Annotated in this window: 9 protein-coding genes; 4 read left to right on the top strand and 5 right to left on the bottom strand. The window is 65.9% G+C overall.

Going from position 1 to position 18,733, the window contains the following annotated elements; all coding sequences use genetic code 11:
* Positions 1–381 precede the first annotated feature (381 nt).
* Both AB0I41_RS21795 and AB0I41_RS21790 read left to right on the top strand, forming a co-directional pair.
* Positions 382–4,233: a discoidin domain-containing protein gene (locus tag AB0I41_RS21795; RefSeq protein WP_357110391.1), complete on the top strand. Its 3,852-nt coding sequence runs from the start codon at positions 382–384 to the stop codon at positions 4,231–4,233.
* Positions 4,234–4,863: 630 nt separating this feature from the next.
* Entirely contained in the window at positions 4,864–8,085 is a 3,222-nt protein-coding gene (locus AB0I41_RS21790; protein ID WP_357110388.1) for a hypothetical protein, read from the top strand.
* Positions 8,086–8,284: 199 nt separating this feature from the next.
* Here the strand turns inward: AB0I41_RS21790 and AB0I41_RS21785 are convergent, their stop codons facing one another.
* The 4 genes from AB0I41_RS21785 to AB0I41_RS21770 form a co-directional block, all read right to left on the bottom strand.
* Positions 8,285–10,846, bottom strand: a complete 2,562-nt coding sequence (locus AB0I41_RS21785) for a DUF4838 domain-containing protein (protein WP_357110385.1) — start codon at positions 10,844–10,846, stop codon at positions 8,285–8,287.
* A 271-nt stretch (positions 10,847–11,117) separates the two neighbouring features.
* Positions 11,118–12,215, bottom strand: coding sequence for a Gfo/Idh/MocA family oxidoreductase (locus AB0I41_RS21780; RefSeq protein WP_357110382.1), 1,098 nt, complete (start codon positions 12,213–12,215; stop codon positions 11,118–11,120).
* Positions 12,200–12,892, bottom strand: coding sequence for a ThuA domain-containing protein (locus AB0I41_RS21775; protein ID WP_357110380.1), 693 nt, complete (start codon positions 12,890–12,892; stop codon positions 12,200–12,202). Before AB0I41_RS21775 ends, AB0I41_RS21780 begins: the two co-directional genes overlap by 16 nt.
* On the bottom strand, positions 12,889–13,779 hold the full coding sequence (locus AB0I41_RS21770; RefSeq protein ID WP_357110377.1) for a phytanoyl-CoA dioxygenase family protein: 891 nt from the start codon (positions 13,777–13,779) through the stop codon (positions 12,889–12,891). The genes AB0I41_RS21775 and AB0I41_RS21770 overlap by 4 nt, the downstream gene beginning before the upstream one ends.
* Before the next feature lie 91 nt (positions 13,780–13,870).
* Between AB0I41_RS21770 and AB0I41_RS21765 the strand changes: the two genes are divergently transcribed.
* Together AB0I41_RS21765 and AB0I41_RS21760 are read left to right on the top strand one after the other, a co-directional pair.
* Entirely contained in the window at positions 13,871–14,737 is an 867-nt protein-coding gene (locus AB0I41_RS21765; RefSeq protein WP_357110375.1) for an AraC family transcriptional regulator, read from the top strand.
* 321 nt (positions 14,738–15,058) lie between these two features.
* The gene (locus AB0I41_RS21760) at positions 15,059–17,266 is read left to right on the top strand and encodes an alpha-L-fucosidase (protein WP_357110373.1); all 2,208 of its coding nucleotides are present in this window, start codon (positions 15,059–15,061) and stop codon (positions 17,264–17,266) included.
* A gap of 235 nt (positions 17,267–17,501) precedes the next feature.
* Here the strand turns inward: AB0I41_RS21760 and AB0I41_RS21755 are convergent, their stop codons facing one another.
* Positions 17,502–18,434, bottom strand: coding sequence for a zinc metalloprotease (locus tag AB0I41_RS21755; protein ID WP_357110370.1), 933 nt, complete (start codon positions 18,432–18,434; stop codon positions 17,502–17,504).
* Between the last annotated feature and the right edge of the window lie 299 nt (positions 18,435–18,733).

Below are 18,733 nucleotides of genomic sequence, written 5' to 3'. Positions count from 1 at the left end.
GCTGCGCTCACGCTCGGCGCTGGCGGGCCGGGGCGTCACGCTGTCAGTTACCCGGCGGCGAACACCTTCGGCAACGCCACCGTCACGGTGGCCGCGTCGAATGACGCTCCTCCGCTGACCAGTGCGCTGCCAGCGACTGACAGCAGTCGGATAGCGATGGTGGGCAGGCAGACACCAGCACGCGCGGATTCGCTCTGAGCCCGATCCGTACCGCGCCTACCACCCGTCCACGTTCGACGTGACGCTGCCGGTCTCACCGCGGACGACATCACGATCACTACATCCACCGGCCCATTGATCGCTCATGACGAAGTCTGCATACGTCGAATTCCGTGAGCAACGACTCAACGAAGAGTCGGTGGCAGGAGAAGGAGTTGGATAGTGAGAAAGAGACGCACAAAGATCACACCGCTGGTGGGTATCGCCGCAATGATCGGCGCATCTCTGCTGTTCGGCCTACCCAGGACGACGGCATACGCACAGCAGGCGGCGGGGAACGCTTCGTTCATTAACTCGTGGCTGGTGTCGGGTCCGTTCGATTCACCCGTGGTCGACAAGATATATGAATGCGAAGTCGGAGAGCTCGTAAATTACGCGCCCCGGGCATCAGAGATAGCAGCGTCATCATCGACTCTTGCAGTGAATCCCGTTTCATATCTGGTCGATGGAAGCACCAGGAGCCAGTGGGTGACGCAGAACGATTCCAGCCCATGGGTGAACCTCCGATGGAGCGAGCCCATCCCCATCAATGAGGTGCGAATCGCACAGTGGGGCGACTCGCGGCACGTCAACAACTGGTATCACCTCACATTCACTCTCGAGGACGGAAGCAGAGTAGAGTCTGGAAGGGTTGACAGCACCTCCGCCAGCCCGTCCGCGCCCACTGTGTATTCCCTGCAGTCCGGGTTGAAGAATGTGCTCGAGATGAAGATTGAGATCGACAAGGGGCGTGTGCCGTACCCGTCGATCACCGGAATTTCAGAAATAGAGGTGTACGACAGACCGGTGCCGGCCGACGGGAAGGCAGAGATTGCCCCGAAGATCGGTGAGCAGTTGAGCTTCGGTGGCGAAGGCCGGGAATGGGAATACTTCGACGACCGCATCTATAATCGGAACTACGACGATTATCAGGATCTCTACGGATACTATGCGGTCAAGAAGGGCGTCGACACGAGAAACAAGTACGTGTACGCACACACGTACGTCTACAGCCCGGTAGAGCAGCAGGCCTATTTCAACGTCGGGGCCAGCGGGTCGTACCGAATTTATGTGAACGACCGGTGTACGACGCCTCCGAGTACGCCCGTGGAAGTGCAGAAGGACCTGACAAAGCAAGCAGTCCAGTTGCACCAGGGCTGGAACAAATTGATGATCCAGATCAAGCACACGTACACGGAGGACGTGAATTCAAACGGTGTGCCGGTCGCCTCGGATCAACATGTGGCCTATCTTGGGTTCTACGGGAGAGTGGCGGATCAGTACGGCAACAGGATGAGCGGTCTAGCGAATTCCGTTACCGGGCCGTCCCAGTCCTTGGAGATCGTTTCGCAAGGCCTGTCGACTGACGATGCGACCAAGGCCCCGATTCCGAAGAACAACATGCCGATCGGATACCGGGAATGGCCGTACGTCTGGAACAAGTCGGTAACCACCAACAAGCATGGCGTTGCTGCTTCGGCCTTCCAGTTCATGGCCAGCGGCGGCGCGCCAGGTTACACGTGGAAGATCGTCGACGGTAGGTTGCCTGATGGCCTGGAGCTGAACGCTGACGGCACCATCGCGGATGGACTGGTCGACGGGAAAGTTGATCCCAACAGCACCAAGGGCATCATCAGCGTCAACACCAAACCGGGCGACTATGACTTCACCGTTCAGGTTACTGACAGCGAGGGGAACAGCGCGTCAAAAGCCTTCACTGTCACGGTGAAGGAACGCCCGAACAAGTGGTTCGAGGAAGGCCGGGTCGGCGCGCTGACCCATGCCACCCCAACTTACAACTATTTCGTGGATCCGAACTTCTCGGCCGATCGATGGGCAGCGAGAGCGAAGCGTCAAGGGCACTCGTTGGTGTCGGTTGAATCGCTACAACAGAATTATTTCTGGCCGTCCAAGTTTGCAGATCCACAGCATATCCGGCATGAGTACTTTCCGAAAGATGAAAACGGCAAGGTAGTAGACGGACTAAAGCAGTTCGAGCTGGCAGTGAAGCGTTACGGCATGAAGTTCGGCCTGTACTATGCAACCGAGGGCGGCGGTCTGAGGCATTACTCCACTGATGTGTTCATGCAGAATGTGGAGGATCTGATTCTGCGCTACACTCCGGCATACCTCTATTTTGACGGCCCGCAGGCAATGCCTAATGCCAACTATGACGTGATGTACAGTCTCGTGCGCGATTACAGCGATGAGATCATCGTTGATTCGAATGCCTGGGGCGCAGAGTACGGCGACCCGGATCTGAGGACTGCGGAAGCATCCGGTATCTATGCGAACGCAGGACCGAATCACCTGGTCAAGCGCGCCACCATGGAACCGTGGAAGATGATTCGCACCAAGAATCAGCAGTCCCCGTACTATGGCCAGCGCGATGACTTCAGACTGGTCTCCAAGGAAATGATCATGAATGCGGGGCGAGGCTACGTCGACAACAATGATCAGTCGGTTATCGACAGCCGAGGGCCCAACTGGAACTCTCCCGAGGAAATTGCCACAAGGTACCCGATGGGAGTGCAGGAATTCATTGATGCAAGAGAGGGCCTGGCCAGCTGGTTCGCCCCGGAGGGTAGGCCGGAGAGGCACGAGTCAACGACCGGCACGACGCCATACTTCCTGTCCGGCTACGGTTACGAGGACGACGGGAGAGGAAACTACGAGAAGTTCGCCTTCCCGAACAGCACGACCGGCCCGCAGTGGGGTTACGCAACCTCCAGGGACAACAATATCTATCTCCATGTCATGAAGGGCCCAGACGGCAAGAAGGGCTTCGACGCAATTGCCGAGAAGTCATTGACCATTCGGCCGGTCAACGATCGGGTGACATCGGTGACGTGGCTGAACAGAGACATCCCGGTCACGTCCTTCAGCCAGCAGGGCGACCGCCTGACAATCAACCTCGCCAATGTCCAGGAAGATTCGATCGATACTATCATCAAGATAGTGACGGACAACCCGGCACGGAAGTATAAGCTGACCAACGTCGTCGCGAGTGGTGAGCGGTTGGCGCCCGCGATACTGAAGGTCAATGCCGACGGATACATGACGTTCCCCGCACTGAAGGCAAAACTTTCGGCGGTCACCTACACCAGTGCAAACCCTGAGGTAGCGGACGTTCGTACTACAGGAATCGTGGCTCCGGTATCCGATGGCATGACGAGCATTACCGTAAGAGGCACTCATGAGGGCGTAACCAAAGAAGATGCGTTGAAGGTCAGGGTCAAGGGCGGCGTCATTTATGTCGGCGAGGACATGACCGGTGCATCCGTGCTGGTCGAAGGAAAAGAGGCTTACGGCGAGTTCGGCCTGACCGATGGGCTCCGGTACGAGATAGCGGGCATGTCGGCCAAGGGCGGCGCCATCGGGTTGGACGCGGCACAGATCAGATGGCATGGCGGTATCGTCGATCTGGCCGGCGGCGATAAATACAAGCCGATCGCCATCAAGGAAGTAGATACGTTTACCTTCAAACACAACAAGATCATCACGCCGGACGTCGCGGTGCCCACGAGAGGCGTCGTTTGGGCAGACGTGACTCTTGACGGTAAAAGCTTCACGACCAACAGGGTCTTCCTGGACCTCTTGCCGTACCGCAACCTTGCGAAAACTGCTGAAGTTACCGCCAGTCATCAGCAAGATGCAGTGGAGAATCTTACCGACGGGAAGACGATCGACGCAATTCACTTTGATGGTTCGAAGTGGTCGGCAGCAGCGAACGAAGAGTCCTGGATCCAGTTCAAGCTTCCGACGAAGTCCGAGATTTCGAATATCAACATAAACTTCAACTCACTGAATCAGAAGTATCTCAACACGCCCAAGACGATCAAGATCCAAAGCAGCGCCGACGGCGTGAGCTGGAATGACGTCAGTACGATCAACGGCCCCACAGGCACCGCTTGGTTCGGGTTCTATAACCAGTACTCATTGAGCGCGCAAGCCCAGTACGTCAAGTTGGTCTTTGATGGCGGGGCAAACGGGTCAACGATTGACCTGCTCGAGGTGGCCATAAACGGTCGGTAGGTGACGCGGAAGCCGTCATGCTTGCGGCTCTCATCGCGGAACTCGAGTCCGGGCAAGGCGCTGACCCGAACATTTCGGGTCAGCGCCTTGTATGAACGTGACACGGCCCGCCGCCACCTCAAAGCGGGCGAGAACACGATCACCATCACCACAAACAGCGGACCGCGGATGGTCTACGACGCCCTCGGCGTACGCCAACTCCCATAACCTCCAACACCCCATCAACCGCCGGACGCGGCTGCCGACAAACCGCGGCAGCCGCGTCCGGCCAAGCTCGCAAGGAGCCTCCCATGAGTGGGTCGCGTCTCAGCCACGGAGCCGCTCTGGGTGTGGCGGTTGCTGCCGCCGCGCCGCGCTGGCCACGATGAACTCCTACAGCGAGTTGGACGGCTCCGAATAGCTGCCCAACGTCGGCTGGGGCGCACCGGGCCGGTCACCTACCAAACCACGTGGTCCACCCAAGGGACGGCAGTACATGACGACGACCTACCAACTGTGGTTCATCGACACCGCCGGGCACAGCAGCGGGACCAACGCCTACATCCAATCGGCGGTCTGACGCTCAGGTCCGGTACGGATCCGCTTACCACCGCCTCTGACCATCGCCTCCACTTCGAGGAGAAAACCCCCATGACCACTCGCACCCTGGTACGAGACCACCCGTGGTCGACAGAGAAGGCCCGCACGGGCATGATGGACCTCGCCGTCCCCGCAAGAGCTTCGATGGCGGGCGCCGAACTACGCGTCCTGCCGGAGCACCTCGTGCGGCGCACCTCGGCGGGCCCGCAGCGGGCCGTACGCATCCTGATCTCCGGGGACAACGCCCGCACCACGGATCAGTATCCCGATTGGGAGTTCACCGCCGAGATCGCCGGGCGCGGCCCGGTACCGATCGAGGTGCTGCCCGCGCACGGCGGTCCGCGACTGCTGCTGCCCGCCGAGGACGAACGGCGCGAGGTACGCCTCGAGGTCCGCAACGGCGACACGCACGCCGTCCTGGAGTTCACGCTGGAGCCCCCGCGTAACTGGACGATCCACCTGGTGCACCATTCGCACCTCGACATCGGCTACACCGATCCGCAGGGCACGGTGCTCAGCCAGCACGTCGCCTTCCTCGACTCCTGCCTCGACCTGACCCGCGTCACCGACGGCTGGCCCGAGGAGTCCCGGTTCCGCTGGGCGGTGGAATCACTCTGGTCGTTTCAGCAGTGGGCCGCCGCGCGGCCGCCGGACCGCGTCGCGGAGTTCGTTGACCGCGTACGCGCCGGCCAGATCGAGCTGACCGCGATGCCGTACAACCTGCACACCGACGCGTGCTCCACCGACGAGCTGCACGAGCTGCTGCGCCTCGCCCGGCAGGTCCGCCGCGACTACGGCGTCGACATCCGGTCCGCCATGCAGACCGACGTGCCCGGCACCGTCGCCGGCCTACCGGACGCGCTGGCGCAGCTGGACATCAGGTATCTGTCCGTGGCGCACAACTGGGCCGGCCGGTCGGTGCCGAACCTCACCGGCGGTTCGCAGCTACCGCGGTTGTTCCGGTGGCGATCGCCGTCGGGCAACGAGGTGCTGGTGTGGATGACCGACACCCCGCACGGCTTCGCCTACATGGAAGGTCCGATGTTGGGTTTCGACACCTCCTACGCGATGGTCGACGACCTGCTCCCCGCCTACCTGACCGCGCTGGCCACCCGGCCGTACCCGTTCCCGTTCGGAACGCTCGGCTGGTACGGCCCGGCCGTGACGGACCGCGAGCCGTACCCGTGGGACGTGCTGCACCTGCGAGTACAGGGCCACTTCGGCGACAACGCGCCACCTCGGCTCATCCTCGCCGAGACGGTGCGCCGGTGGAACGAGACCTGGGACAGCCCGAAGCTGCGACTGTCCACCAACACCGACTTCTTCGCCGACGCCGAGGCACGGCTGGGCGACCGCATACCCTCGTTCGAGGGCGACTGGGGTGACTGGTGGGTCGACGGCATCGGATCCGGCGCCCGCCCGCAGGCCATGGTGCGCCGGGCCCAGGCAGCGGTGACCGACGCGCAGAGCCTCTACGGCATGGCGGCGCTCATCGGTGGAACCGCGTTGTCCGGCGCGCTGGCGCCGGCCGCGCAGGACGGCGCCGCCGGCGTCTACCACTCCGTGTCCCTGTTCAACGAACACACCTGGGGCGCCGCCGATCCGTGGACCCACGGCGACAGCGGCACGCAGTCCGGTGAGCAGCAGTGGCACTGGAAGTACGCCCTCGCCCTGCACGGCCACGACGATGCCGCCACCCTCCTGGACCACGCCTCCGCCGCGCTCGGCGCGGTGCTGACGGCTGGCGACCGCGCGGACGTGACGTTCTGGGCGGTCAACACCACACCCACGGCACGCAGCTCGATCGTCGAGCTGTTCGTCCGGGAGAGCCGCGTCCCGCTGGACCGGCCGCTGCTGGTCACCGACGGGCGCGACGGCACCCGCCTGCCCGCGGTGGAGGAACCCCAGGTCAACCCCGTACACCGGGACGCGGGGCGGTGGCTACGGGTCACGGTGCCGGACGTGCCGCCGTTCGGCCTGGTCCGGCTGGAGGTAACCGGGACCGTCAACCCGCGGGCACCGCAGCCCGCCGGCGCGATGCCGCCGGTGTTCGATGTGACCGCCAGCACCGCACCCCCGCAGACGCTGGACGGCCTGCCGACCGAGCGCGACCTCGTCCTGGAGAACGACCACCTACGAGTACGGGTGGACCTGGGCCGCGCCTGCATCGCGAGCCTGACCGAGAAGGCGACCGGCCGGGAGCTGGTCAACCAGGACGCGGTGGTCGGCTTCAACGGCTACGTCTACGACACCTACGCCACCGCTGGCGGCGTCAACCACCAGAGCGGTAAGACCCAGGTCAGCGAAAAACTGGAGCTGCTCGGCAGCCGCCGCCTGGCCCGGCCCGCGGTGCTGCTGGAACGCATCGACGACGCACTGGAGCAACGCCTCACCTACGAGTACGCGGCCGACGGCGTCCGCTCGGCGCGGACCACGATCCGACTCGGGCATCACGCGGCGTACGTGGTCATCGACAACCACCTCGACAAGCCGGCCACCATGACGAAGGAAAGCGCCTACTTCGCGTTCCCGTTCGCCCTGGACCGGCCGGTCGTGCACTACGAGGTCACCGGTGCGCTGACCGGCACCGACCTGGAACACGTGCCCGGCGCACCGCAGCACATGCGCGCCGTCCGTTCGTTCGTGTCGCTGCAGGACGCGGCCGGACCGGTCTGTTGGGTGACGCGGGACGCGCCACTCGTCGAGCCAGAGACCATCGCGCTGCCCTACACACCGTTTCCGGACAGCACGGCCCCACGCGAGCCGGCCACGCTCTACTCGTGGGTCCACAACAACATCTGGGACACCAACTTTCCCTCTCAGCAGGCGTTCGACACGGTCTTCCGGTACGCGGTGGGCGTGCGGCGGGCCGGCGAGGAGCTGGACGCCGACGCGCTCGCCCTGCGCACGGCGCACGAGATCGACCATCCGCTGATCGCGGTGGCTGCGCACGGCGGCACAGACCTGGACGCACCCGCTGAGGTGGCCCTGCTCTCGGTGAGCGATCCACGCGTTGCCGTGCTCGGGGTCACCCCGCTGCCCGCCGCCCAGGCCGCCGGCACGCCCGCCGGCCTCCTCGTCCGGCTGCAATCCTTCGCCACCGAACAACTCGACGTCCGGCTGCGCTGCGGCTTCCCGGTCACCGCCGCAGCCCGCGCCACCTACCTGGGCGACCCCATCGGGCCCGCCACGATCGACGGCGACGAGGTCGTCACCGCGATACCCCGGCTCGGTGTGGTCGCGGTGCACCTGCAACCCGCCGACCACCGCTGAGATCGCGTAGCCGGGAGGGGCTCACCTCCCGGCTCGCCCAGCTCTGGTCACCAGCTCTCAGCTCAGGGGCCCAGACGACTCGCCTGCGGCTACCGCAACCACGACAACTACCGATGCCGCGTCATTGGTTACACGCTGACCCAGGCGGTGGCGCGAACACCCCCGCCGGGATCGAGCACGAAGGGCCCAGTCGTGTGGCCTACTGGGGCTGAACGTCAATGGTGCAGACGAGCGCGAGGTCCCGTGTGGCGGGGAAGCTCAGCTCGAGGATCCCACCCGTGATGGTGGTCGTGAACGAGCGCTCGATGGCCGTGAAGCGGGAGCCAGACTCCGCGAGGATGTCGAGGTCGTCGATCACGGTGGTGCCGTTGGCGACGACGTCGAAGACGCGCGAGCCCGCGGTTGCGTAGTAGGGCTCGATGAAGCCCAGGGTGACGCTGTACGTGCCGTTGCGCATCGGGAGGCGGTAGCGCAGCGGCGTCGCGGCTGCTGAGCTTCGTCGAAACGTGCGATAGAGCTCGTCGTCGTCCGTGCCGGCGATGTTGTTGGCCCATCGGGCGGTGGTGCCACCCACGTAGAACGCATCTGCGAGCCACGCCCGCCCGCCGGTGTCGGTGGAGGCGACGCTGGCGCCGGCGTCGATGCGGGCGGCGGACAAGGGGCGCTCGGCCGTGACGCGTACGCTCGCCGGATTGAGCTCCACCCCGCCGGTTGCAAAGCGGATAATCAGCGTGGGCTGGCCCGCAGGGGCGTCTCCGATCGCAAGGACCGCATCGAGGCCGTCGCCCTCCGTCCCGCTCACGGTGAGGGTCCCACCGGCGGGCGTGAGTGTCATTCCGGCTGGCACGTCGGCGACCCAGTCGATGGTGTGGCCGGCGAAGTCGACATCGTTCGCACGGATCCGGACCGTGGCAGGGGTTTCGGGCTTGACGGTGACGGCCGGCGTGGCCCATCCGTAGGCCGGCTGGGCGTAGGACTCCCGGACCTCCCGGCGGTTCGCGACACTGGCGTACGGCGTCGACGATCCGCCGTCGCGTCGCCAGATGACCTGCATATTGGGCAGGACGACGCCGTGGAAGCGTCGCTCCTGCACGAGGTCCCAGTAGTCGGCCCGAGCCTGCGCCAGGTCGGGGGAGCCCTGCGCGGTGAGCACGCCGATGCGCATGTCGGCCATGGCGATCTCGGTGTTGGCGATGAGACGGTCGAGAACGAGTCGGCCCGCACGGGTCAGACAGACTGCCCGCGCCTCGAGGAGCGTGCCGTGTGCCGTTCGGTAGGCCTCCAGTCCGCCCGCGGCGGCGGCGTTGCTGGCGTAGCCGTCCGCATCGCGCCTGACTGCCTCGAAGTAGCGACGCATCGGCGAGACCGTATCGGCACCGAATCGGGCTGTGAGATAGCCGTCGAGGTGACTCCCGAGGTCGATGTCGGGCGACCACGAACGGACCGACACGAAGAGTTGCAGGTACTCCTTGACGCACCAGTCCGCGGGCTCGGAGTACATGCCCATGCCCTGCACCGGCAGGGACTGCTCCCATTCGGTGTCGAGGACGACGACGTCGAGCGGCTGCACGGGTAGTGAGCGCCAGCGGTAGCGCCAGTAGTACTCGTACATGGCGATCGACCCGGCGAAGGTGGAGCGCCACCTCGTCAACGGAGCCGACTGGTTGCGGTTCGCGGGCGATGACGGGTCGCCGAGGCCGGCGTCAAACGAACGCGAGTAGGGGGCGTAGTCGACGATGACCTCGGGATCGCAAGCGTAGTCCGGGTCTGGTGGCTCCACCGTCTGGTAGTAGGCGATGCGTTCGACGCGTACGTGCGGCAGTTCCTGGCGCAGGCGGGCCGTGAGGGCGTTGACGACGACCGATTCGGCGTTGGCTCCCTTGCCGTACCGCGTTCGCAGTTCACCGGTGTACGACGCCCCGTCAGGGGGCCAGCAGTCAAAGATTGCGATCTCCGGTCTCGCCTTGAGGTATGCCACGGCGTGGCCGATGTACGTCTGGAGAGCGGCTTCGTTGAAGACGTCGAAGACGTTGCTGCCCGTCGTGTAGAACTGCGGATACTCCTCCGGCGGTAGGTAGCTCTCGTATCCGTGCCCGCCCACCTCGATCATGATCCCGCGCTTCTGCGCGGCCTCGGTGATCGCCGTGCGCAGTGCGTCGTAGGTCGTCACGCCGATGCCGAGATAGTCGGCAGGTATGACGATGGTGTTGAGGCGGTTCTTGGCCATCCAGTCGATGAGAGCACTGATGGAGGTGTCCGTGTGGCTGTAGCCCTCCTCCACATAGCGACGCCGCAAGGCCCACGCGGGTCGGTCGATGGTGGCCTGGGGCGGGGCGGTCAGCCCCGCCTGGCGCGGAACGACTTCGTGAGCGCCCTCGTAGAAGGCGAATTTAGGGGCGAAGAAGCGCACGCCGAACTGTTCGAGGAGGGCGTACGCGGCGAAGAGAGTCCCGCGTGAGCCGACCCCGACGAGCGCGATATGGTCCTCGCCGCTGAGGAGGGCCAGAGTATCCTCCGGGGCGCCCTCGAGCATGGCGCGGGCGGTGGCGAGCCACGCTGCGGGCACGCTCGCCGTGCGACCGGCACGGATGACCACGGCCCCACCATCTGGCGCGCTGCCACCGATCGATGCCTGGACGACGGGCAGCCTCACGCCGGTCATCGTCTCGACGTAGTCACGGATCTGCTCGGCAGCGAACTGCTCGACCCGCCCACCGGTCCAGGTAACCGTGGCCACGGCCCGGCCATCGTTCGTCACCATCTCGAGAGGTGGGGGCTGCGTCGTGGGCGGTGTGGCAGGTGCGGCCGGGTTGGTGGCCGCGTTCGCGACTGATGCCGTGAGCGCAGCCCCGGCCAGACCGAGGGACCCCGAGAGGAAACTGCGGCGAGCGAGTGGGCTCATGGGTGCACGCTAGTAGCGAACCCGGTTTATGGGAAGAGGGTTGTCAAAAATGAAGGTCGACCAGTGGGACTGATTCCACGGATGCGACGAGGGGCCTGCGGCCGTCGCGAAACCGGCCCGGCGGCGGGTGTCACTCCGGGGCGAGAAGGTCGGTGAGTTCCACCGGTCGTGGGCGCACGCATCGGCTCGCCACCGCGACGGCACTCCCGGCCCGCGCGGCGAGCAGCAGCGACTGCATCACATCCAGTACGTGGAAGCCCAGCTCTCCGCTCGCGCGCGGCGTCTGCCCCGGCCGGGTGGACACGAGGTCGGCGAGGCCGTAGCCCCGGCTGGCGTTCTCGTACCCGGCACTCACCGGTAGGCGACGCCACTCGGCGTCGGAGCCGGTGCGAACGAGCGGGTCGCCGGCGAACGCGTTCGGATCGGGAACCACCAGTGAGCCGTGTGTCCCGTGGACTTCGATGCTCGCCGCCGTGGTGGCAAGGCAGTCGAAGCTCATGACCAGGGTGGACAGGACGCCGTTCTCGTGCCGGAGGACGCCGGTGACGTGGGTGTCGACCTCGACCGCGATGGCTTCGCCGGCGCGGGGACCGGAGCCGATGGTGCGGGTGGCTCGGCTACGCCGCGCGGCGCCGAGGACGGTGGTGACCGGACCGAGCAGGTTGACCAGCGCGCTGATGTAGTACGGCCCCATGTCGTACAGTGGCCCACCCCCGGGCAGGTAGTAGAAGTCGGGGTTGGGGTGCCAGCGTTCGTGCCCGCCGGTGACCATGGTCGCGGTGGCCGCGACGGGCGGTCCGATCAGGCCGTCGTCGATGGCCTTGCGAGCGGTCTGGATGCCGGTGCCGAGCACGGTGTCCGGGGCACAGCCGAGGGCGATGCCGCGAGCGTTGGCCGCGGCCAGGATCGCGCCGGCCTGCTCGGTGGTCGCGGCGAGTGGCTTTTCGCTGTAGACGCTCTTGCCCGCCGCTATCGCCGCAAGGGACACGTCGGCATGGGCGGCAGGGACGGTGAGATTCAGCACCGCCTCGACGTCGTCGGCGGCCAGCAGCTCGGCGACGCTCACCGCGCGGACCCCGGACACGGTGCCGGCGAGCGCGCGGGCACGCTCGGCATCGAGGTCGGCGACGGCGACCAGGGTCAGTTGGGGAAGGCGGGGCAGCGTTTCCAGGTACTGCGACGCGATGTTGCCGCAGCCGATGATTCCGATGTTCACCGACTCGCCCACCGCAGGCCCCTTTCGATGACGATCCGCACGCTCGGGTGCTGCAGTACGTCCAGGCTGTGCCCGGCGGTGACGACGAAGATCTTCCCGGCTCCCCAGCGCCGGGTCCAGATCGCCGGTGAGGTCACCGGCCGCCGCCAGGGATCCCCGTCGCGGGCCGGAACCGTCGTCGTGGCCAGCACATCGTTGTACGGGTCGGTGAGCACCCAGTACTGCTCCGTGATCAGGTCGAAGTCGTCGAGGCCGACGGTGATCGGGTGCTCGCGCGTGGCCGGAACCATGGTGATCCGGTGTGGCAGGAAGTAGTCGTCCGGGACGCCGCCGCACTCGTCGGGAGCCTTGGCCGGGTGGCAGGCGAACTGCCCGCCCACCAGGTGGCAGTAGGCGGGAGTGTTGCGGAAGGAATCGATGATCCCACCGTGCCAGCCGGCGAATCCGGTCCCCGCCCGCACCGCGGCTTCCAGCGCCGCGAACTGCTGCGGTTCGATGCTGCCCATCGTGTAGCACTGCAGGATCAGGTCGACGCCGGCCAGGTACTCGCCGTCGGCGTAGACGTCGGGTGAGTCGGCGACGTCGACCGCGTAGCCGTTCGCTCGCAGACCCGGGATGAACAGGTCTGTGGCGGCGACGGGCGCGTGGCCCTCCCAACCGCCGCGGACGACGAGTGCGGTGCGGGTCATCGGCCGCAGCCTCCGTCGCCGTCGGCGCGTACGTGCATGCCGACGACGTCATCGACGCCCCGCCACCCGTAGGGGTCCTCGCCCGCGACCATGACGATGTCGCGGAAGTCGTGCTTGCCGATGTGGCAATCGCTGGGCAACGGCCCCCAGGGCAACAGCGATTCAGCGGACATGTAGTGGCCCACGAACGCGCGGCGGAATCCGCGCTCGGCCGTGTTGGGCAGGGACCGGTGCAGCAGGTATCCGTGAAAGAGCACCGCCGCGCCCGCCGGCACCTCGACCGGCACCGCGTCTCGGTCCGAAAAAGGGAAGTTGTAGGCCTCGACCGTGCAGTCGAAGCGCGGATCGGCGTGGTCCCGGTCGGGGTAGAGCACCCCGGTCCGATGGGATCCGGGAAGCACCCACAGGCAGCCGTTGTCGACGGTGGCGTCGTCGAGCGCGATCCAGGCCGCATACAGTGACCGGTCCCGGGTCGGGATGAAGAACTCGTCCTGGTGCCAGGCCTGGCCGGGCTTGCCCGCTGACTTGACGAACAGCATCGACTGCATCGACTTCACGTTCGGGCCGATCAGCTTCGTCATTACGGCCACCAGGCGGGGATGCGCCAGCGCCGCGGTGAAGATCGCCGACGCCTTGTGCGGCTGGTGCAGGCACAGGAAGCGCCGCAACACGTCGATGTCGGCGAGTCCGTCGGTGGGTTGCCGATCGAGGCGCAGCTGCGTCCGGCAGATCTGGGCCGCTTCGGTGTTGAGCGTGGCGACCTCGTCGGCGGTCAGGGCGTCCGGCAGAACGGCGTAGCCGTTCGCCTTCACCTGCGCGATCAGCGCATCCGATACCTCGTCCGGCTGGGATGTCCCGGTCTGGGAGCGGGGGGCCAGAGCAGTCATGTCACCTTCTCCGTCGGGCGTGTTGCCTCGACGGTGGCATGCGTCGGGGTGCAGAAGCCATGTCCAGAAAAAGCGGATAGCATGCCTGATCGTGACACCGGAAGTCGTTGCGTGCGGTGGAACGCGGGTCGCGCACTACCCGCCGGGGTCCACCTACGGACCGGTCACGTTGCACGACTTCGAGTTCGTCTGGCTGCTCTCCGGCACGTCCATCTGGCAATCCGGCCAGCGGCGGCTACACCTTCGGCCGGGAATGCTCCTGCTGACCCGCCCCGGGACAACCCACCAGTTCAGCTGGGACGCCGAAGCACCGTCGGCGCACGCGTACGTGCACTTCAGCCTTGACGCTGGCGGGGACGACGTCGCCGACTGGCCCGACTGCCGAACGCTGTCACCGGGCGACCCGCTGGCCGCGCTGTGCCGCTACCTGCTCCGGCTCGGCGCCGACCCGTCACCGGCATCCGCGGTGCGCCAACGTGCCGTGCTCGGCTGGCTGCTCGAACTGTTCGCCGACCCGTTGGTCGCCGATCCGCGTGGCGAACGGTCCCTGGACCCGTACCTCAGGCGGCTGGTCGAGCACATCGCCGGTCGGTGGAGAGACGGCGTGGCGTGCCCGGTGCCGGTGGCGGAACTGGCCGCCGCTGCCGGCGTTTCCGCAGGCCACCTGGCGCGGCTGTTCCGGGCACGATATCGGGTCGGCCCCGCTGCGGCGCTGGAGATGATCAGGATGGCCCGAGCCGCCGTGTTGCTGCGACACAGCAACCTTCGCATCGAGGACGTCGGCTCCGCCTGCGGCTTCGTGAGCGCCTTCCACTTTTCCCGGCGCTTCCGCCACACCTACGGGATTCCGCCGAGCAGCTATCGGACCATGGACACACCGCCTGACCCGGAACAGCCGCTGACCAGAGCCGGGCTGACGTCTTTGGCCGCCGGGCTGCTCTTCGGCCAGGACGCCTGAACGGAACGAGCACCCGTCGCGACAGCCACCATGGATCGGAGCTTCAGGTTCTTTTCCGTGAGTTCGGCCGACGGCTGCGCCAGGCCCTGCCGCAGGCGGCGATGTCGGCGGGCAGAGACACCTCGCTTCTCAATAGATCCTATATCTTGTGTGATCTATGACGAGCCTCTAGGGTAGGCGGAACGCTGACGCAAGTCAGACTCGTCGATGCGTTCCGCCCCGGTTGTCCCTGTTCAGGCACCGGGATGGCACGACCGCTCATCCGCCGTGTCCAGATGCTCCGCGTCAGACCCCTCGATCCCGATCGGAAAGGAAGATCGCATGAAGCATGGGGCACGGCTTCGAGCCGGGCTCGCCGCGCTGTGCGTCGTACCGCTGTTGGGTGCGGTGGCGCCGGCCAGCGCGACAGCGAGTAGCCCGGACTACGAGCCGACGTGGCAGTCGCTGTCACAGCACACGGCGCCGGACTGGTTCAACGACGAAAAGTTCGGCGTGTTCATCCACTGGGGCCCGACCTCGGTGCCGGCATACGACGAGTGGTACCAGTACCAGATGAACCGGCGGGGCAGCGGCACCTGGCAGCATCACCGCGACACCTACGGCGAAGGTGTCAACTACGACGACTTCTTCCCCCGATTCACCGCTGAGAAGTTCGACGCGAACGCCTGGGTGGATCTGATCAAGGACTCCGGCGCGAAGTACTTCGCGCTGACGACCAAGCACCATGACGGCTACGCGCTGTTCAACAGCCAGTACTCCGACCGCAACTCGATGGCACAGCCGCCGCACCGTGATCTCACCGGTGAACTGTTCGCGGCGGCGAAGGAACGCGCGCCGGAACTGAAGCGGGGGGCCTACTACTCCATCTGGGAGTGGCTGAATCCCGCGGAGACCGGCCAGCAGCCGACGAACCCGTACACCGGGGCACCGATTCCCTACACCGGCTACAAGCCGTTCGCGACCTACCCCGAGTTCCTCAACCTGCAGATGAAGGAGCTGATCGACAACTACGATCCGGACCTCATCTGGTGCGACGGCGACTGGACCCACAACGCGGCGTACTGGAACCTCATGCCGACGCTGGCCCACTACTACAACCAGGCGAAGAACCGGCAGCACCCCAAGGAGGTGGTGGTCAACAACCGCTGCCGCATTTCCGACCAGGGTAGCCACACCGATCGATTCCAGCCGGACTACCTGACTCCGGAGCAGGTGGTGCTGTCCGACATCCAGCCGTTCAAGTGGGAAACCTCGGCCACCATGGGCACCTGGTTCTACCTGGACAAGCCCGGCTACCCCGTCCCCACCCCAGATCGACTCATCGAGCAGTTGGTGGACGTGGTGAGCAAGAACGGCAACCTGCTGCTGAACATGTCGCCGCGGCCCGACGGGACGATCCCCGCCGACCACCAGGAGAAGCTGCACGAGATCGGCGACTGGCTCCGGATCAACGGCGAGGCCATCTACGGCAGCACGTACTGGAACCAGTTCGAAGACCGTACGGCGAACGTGCCGGTGCGGTTCACGGTGAAGAAGAACGCGGTCTACGTCACCGCGTTCGACTGGCCGGGCCAGCAGCTGAACCTCGCGGACACCATCCCGGCTAACCCGGGCACCCAGGTGACGCTGCTCGGCGCGAAGAACGCCGCCCCGCTCGCCTGGCACCGGGAAAACGGCCGCATGATCGTCCAAATGCCGGCGGAAGGCGCCGAGGCGACCACGAGTCGGCACGCCTACACCTTCAAGATCTCCACCCCCGGCATGCCCCAACTGCGACTCAGCAGCGATGTCACCAAGCAGGTCCACCGTGGCGACACGCTGCCGATGACGGTGACCGTGTCGAACACCGGTGACGAGCCGAACCCGGTTGGCAACGTCCGCATCAACGCGCCGGCCGGCCTGAGTGTGGAGCCGTCCACCTTCAAGCTCGACGCGTCGCCGGGAGGCGGCGCGCAGAGGTTCCAGACCACCCTCAGCGTGCCGGCTGACGCGCCATTCGGCCAACACGACATCAGCCTGACCGCCACCCTGGGCAACACCACCTTCACCGCGCGGACCACGATCGAGGTGAAGAGACCCAACCTCGCACTGAACAAGCCAGCCACGCAATCCAGCACCTACCCGGGCTCGGGCGGCGTCAGCTACACGGCGTCCAAGGCGGTCGACGGTGACACCGACGGCCTGCACGGCAACATGAGCCACACCAACAACGACCAGAACGCGTGGTGGCAGGTCGACCTCGGCAGCAGCCAACCCATCGGGCAGGTCGCGGTGTGGAACCGCGGGAACTGCTGCACCGAGCGGCTGGCCAACTACCACCTGGTGGTGTCCGACAACCCACTACCGAACCGCCCACTCACCACCGCAGAGCTGACCGCCCCAGGCGTGTGGAGCACCATGCAGGCCGCACCGGCCGGCCGACCCACCACGCTGCCCGTCAACGCCACCGGACGGTACGTGCGAATCCAGCTCGCCGGCACGAACTACCTGACGATCAACGAGCTTGAGGTCTTCCCGTCAGACGACTGACGGAAAGCGGCACGATGGTGGGCGCTGCCCCTGAGGCAGTGCCCACCATCCGGGGCAACAGCCACCAGCTCTGACGGCCCGATCAACGCGGGCCGGGACGCGCCGGCCTGACTGCTGCACCTCGTTCACCGTGACTTGGCGACCGGTGGTCACGGCGTCACGTCTTGACACGCGCCGCACTGGCCGCCACGCCCACTGTTAGGGGGTGGCGGCCAGGTATCAAGACTGGTTGGCCTCAGGCGCGGTATGCGACCCAGTTGTCGCTCATACGGGTGCTCTGACCCGGCGTGAACTGGTTGTAGCAGGTGTCGTACGAGTAGTCCATGTAGTTGTGGATCGGGTCCAGGCCGGCCAGACGGCAGGAGTCGCGGCCCTCAGGGCAGCCGTTGGTGGAGCTGGACTGGGCGGGGGTATCAGCGACCTCGTCGTTGCGCTTGGTGCAGCCGCCCTGGAAGGTGTGGTACAGCCCGAACCAGTGCCCTGCCTCGTGGGTGGCGGTTTCACCGAGGTCGTAGTTCGTGGCGCTTCCGCCGGGCAAGCTGGCGTAGTCGACACGGATACCGTCGATGCTCGGGTTGCGGCTGTAGTCCCACGGGAAGGTCGCGATGCCGAGGTAGGAGAAGTCCACCAGCCAGATGTTCAGAGCGTTGGCGCCGCCCTTGCGGGTCTGCGACCGGTAGGTGGTGGTGTCACCGTCGGTGTGCCACGTGTCGTTGTAGAAGCGGTCCGTGCCCGCAAGGGTGAAGGTAAGCCCGGTGTTAGCCGCGGCCGAGGACTCCTGACCGGCGAAGGTCTTGTTGAGCACCGAGATCTGGTCGGCGATCTGCTGGTCGGTCACGTTGCCGGCGCCGTTCGCGGCGGCCATCACGTGCACGTAGACCGGGACGTTGGCCGCAGCCAACGCGCCTTGCGGAATGCCGCTCCCGCGCTCGCGTTTGGCCTTCAGGATCGCGGCCGTGCGGGCCTCGATCGCCGACTGCTCCGTGGCGGAGATTTCCCGGGTGTCGTTGCCGCGGCCACCCTTCGCGGCCGCGCCGGTGCTGGCTTGCGGGGTGTAGCAGATCTCGGTGGACGCTGCCGTGATCAGCTGGGCTGAGCTGGCCGGTACGGCGAGCAGCGCGCCGGTCAGGGCGAGCAGCGCCGTCGTGGGAAGGATCCGAGTGCGCATAAGGGGTGCTCCCGGGGGTGATTCGCCCGGCGGGGTGCCGGGTCCTTAGTGGCGCAAAGTACTGCCAAGATCAGCCTCAGCGGAAGGGTTTTCTGCACATCAAGGGCTTCGCAAGGGAATCCCTTCACAACTGTCCCTCCGGCGTAATTCGCTGGCATCAAGGCTCACGCGCCCCGACAGCCTGATGCCGCAGGTATGGGCACACAACGGGCACGCCCAGTTGAACTCGTAGGGGTCGCGCACCCTAGTTCGCGCTGCGAGGCCGTGTCTCGGCGCGAGGAGCGGATACGCAGGGAGTT

The organism is Micromonospora sp. NPDC050200, from assembly GCF_040656135.1.
Lineage (GTDB): Bacteria > Actinomycetota > Actinomycetes > Mycobacteriales > Micromonosporaceae > Micromonospora.
The sequence above is the reverse complement of the archived record's forward strand: the minus strand, read 5'-3'. Positions and strand labels throughout refer to the sequence as shown.

Coding starts and splice junctions, on each gene's coding strand:
- AB0I41_RS21785 (WP_357110385.1), bottom strand. CDS start 10,846: ATGGTGACGAACGATGGCCGGGCCGTGGCCACGGTTACCTGGACCGGT.
- AB0I41_RS21775 (WP_357110380.1), bottom strand. CDS start 12,892: ATGACCCGCACCGCACTCGTCGTCCGCGGCGGTTGGGAGGGCCACGCG.
- AB0I41_RS21760 (WP_357110373.1), top strand. CDS start 15,059: ATGAAGCATGGGGCACGGCTTCGAGCCGGGCTCGCCGCGCTGTGCGTC.
- AB0I41_RS21770 (WP_357110377.1), bottom strand. CDS start 13,779: ATGACTGCTCTGGCCCCCCGCTCCCAGACCGGGACATCCCAGCCGGAC.
- AB0I41_RS21755 (WP_357110370.1), bottom strand. CDS start 18,434: ATGCGCACTCGGATCCTTCCCACGACGGCGCTGCTCGCCCTGACCGGC.
- AB0I41_RS21790 (WP_357110388.1), top strand. CDS start 4,864: ATGACCACTCGCACCCTGGTACGAGACCACCCGTGGTCGACAGAGAAG.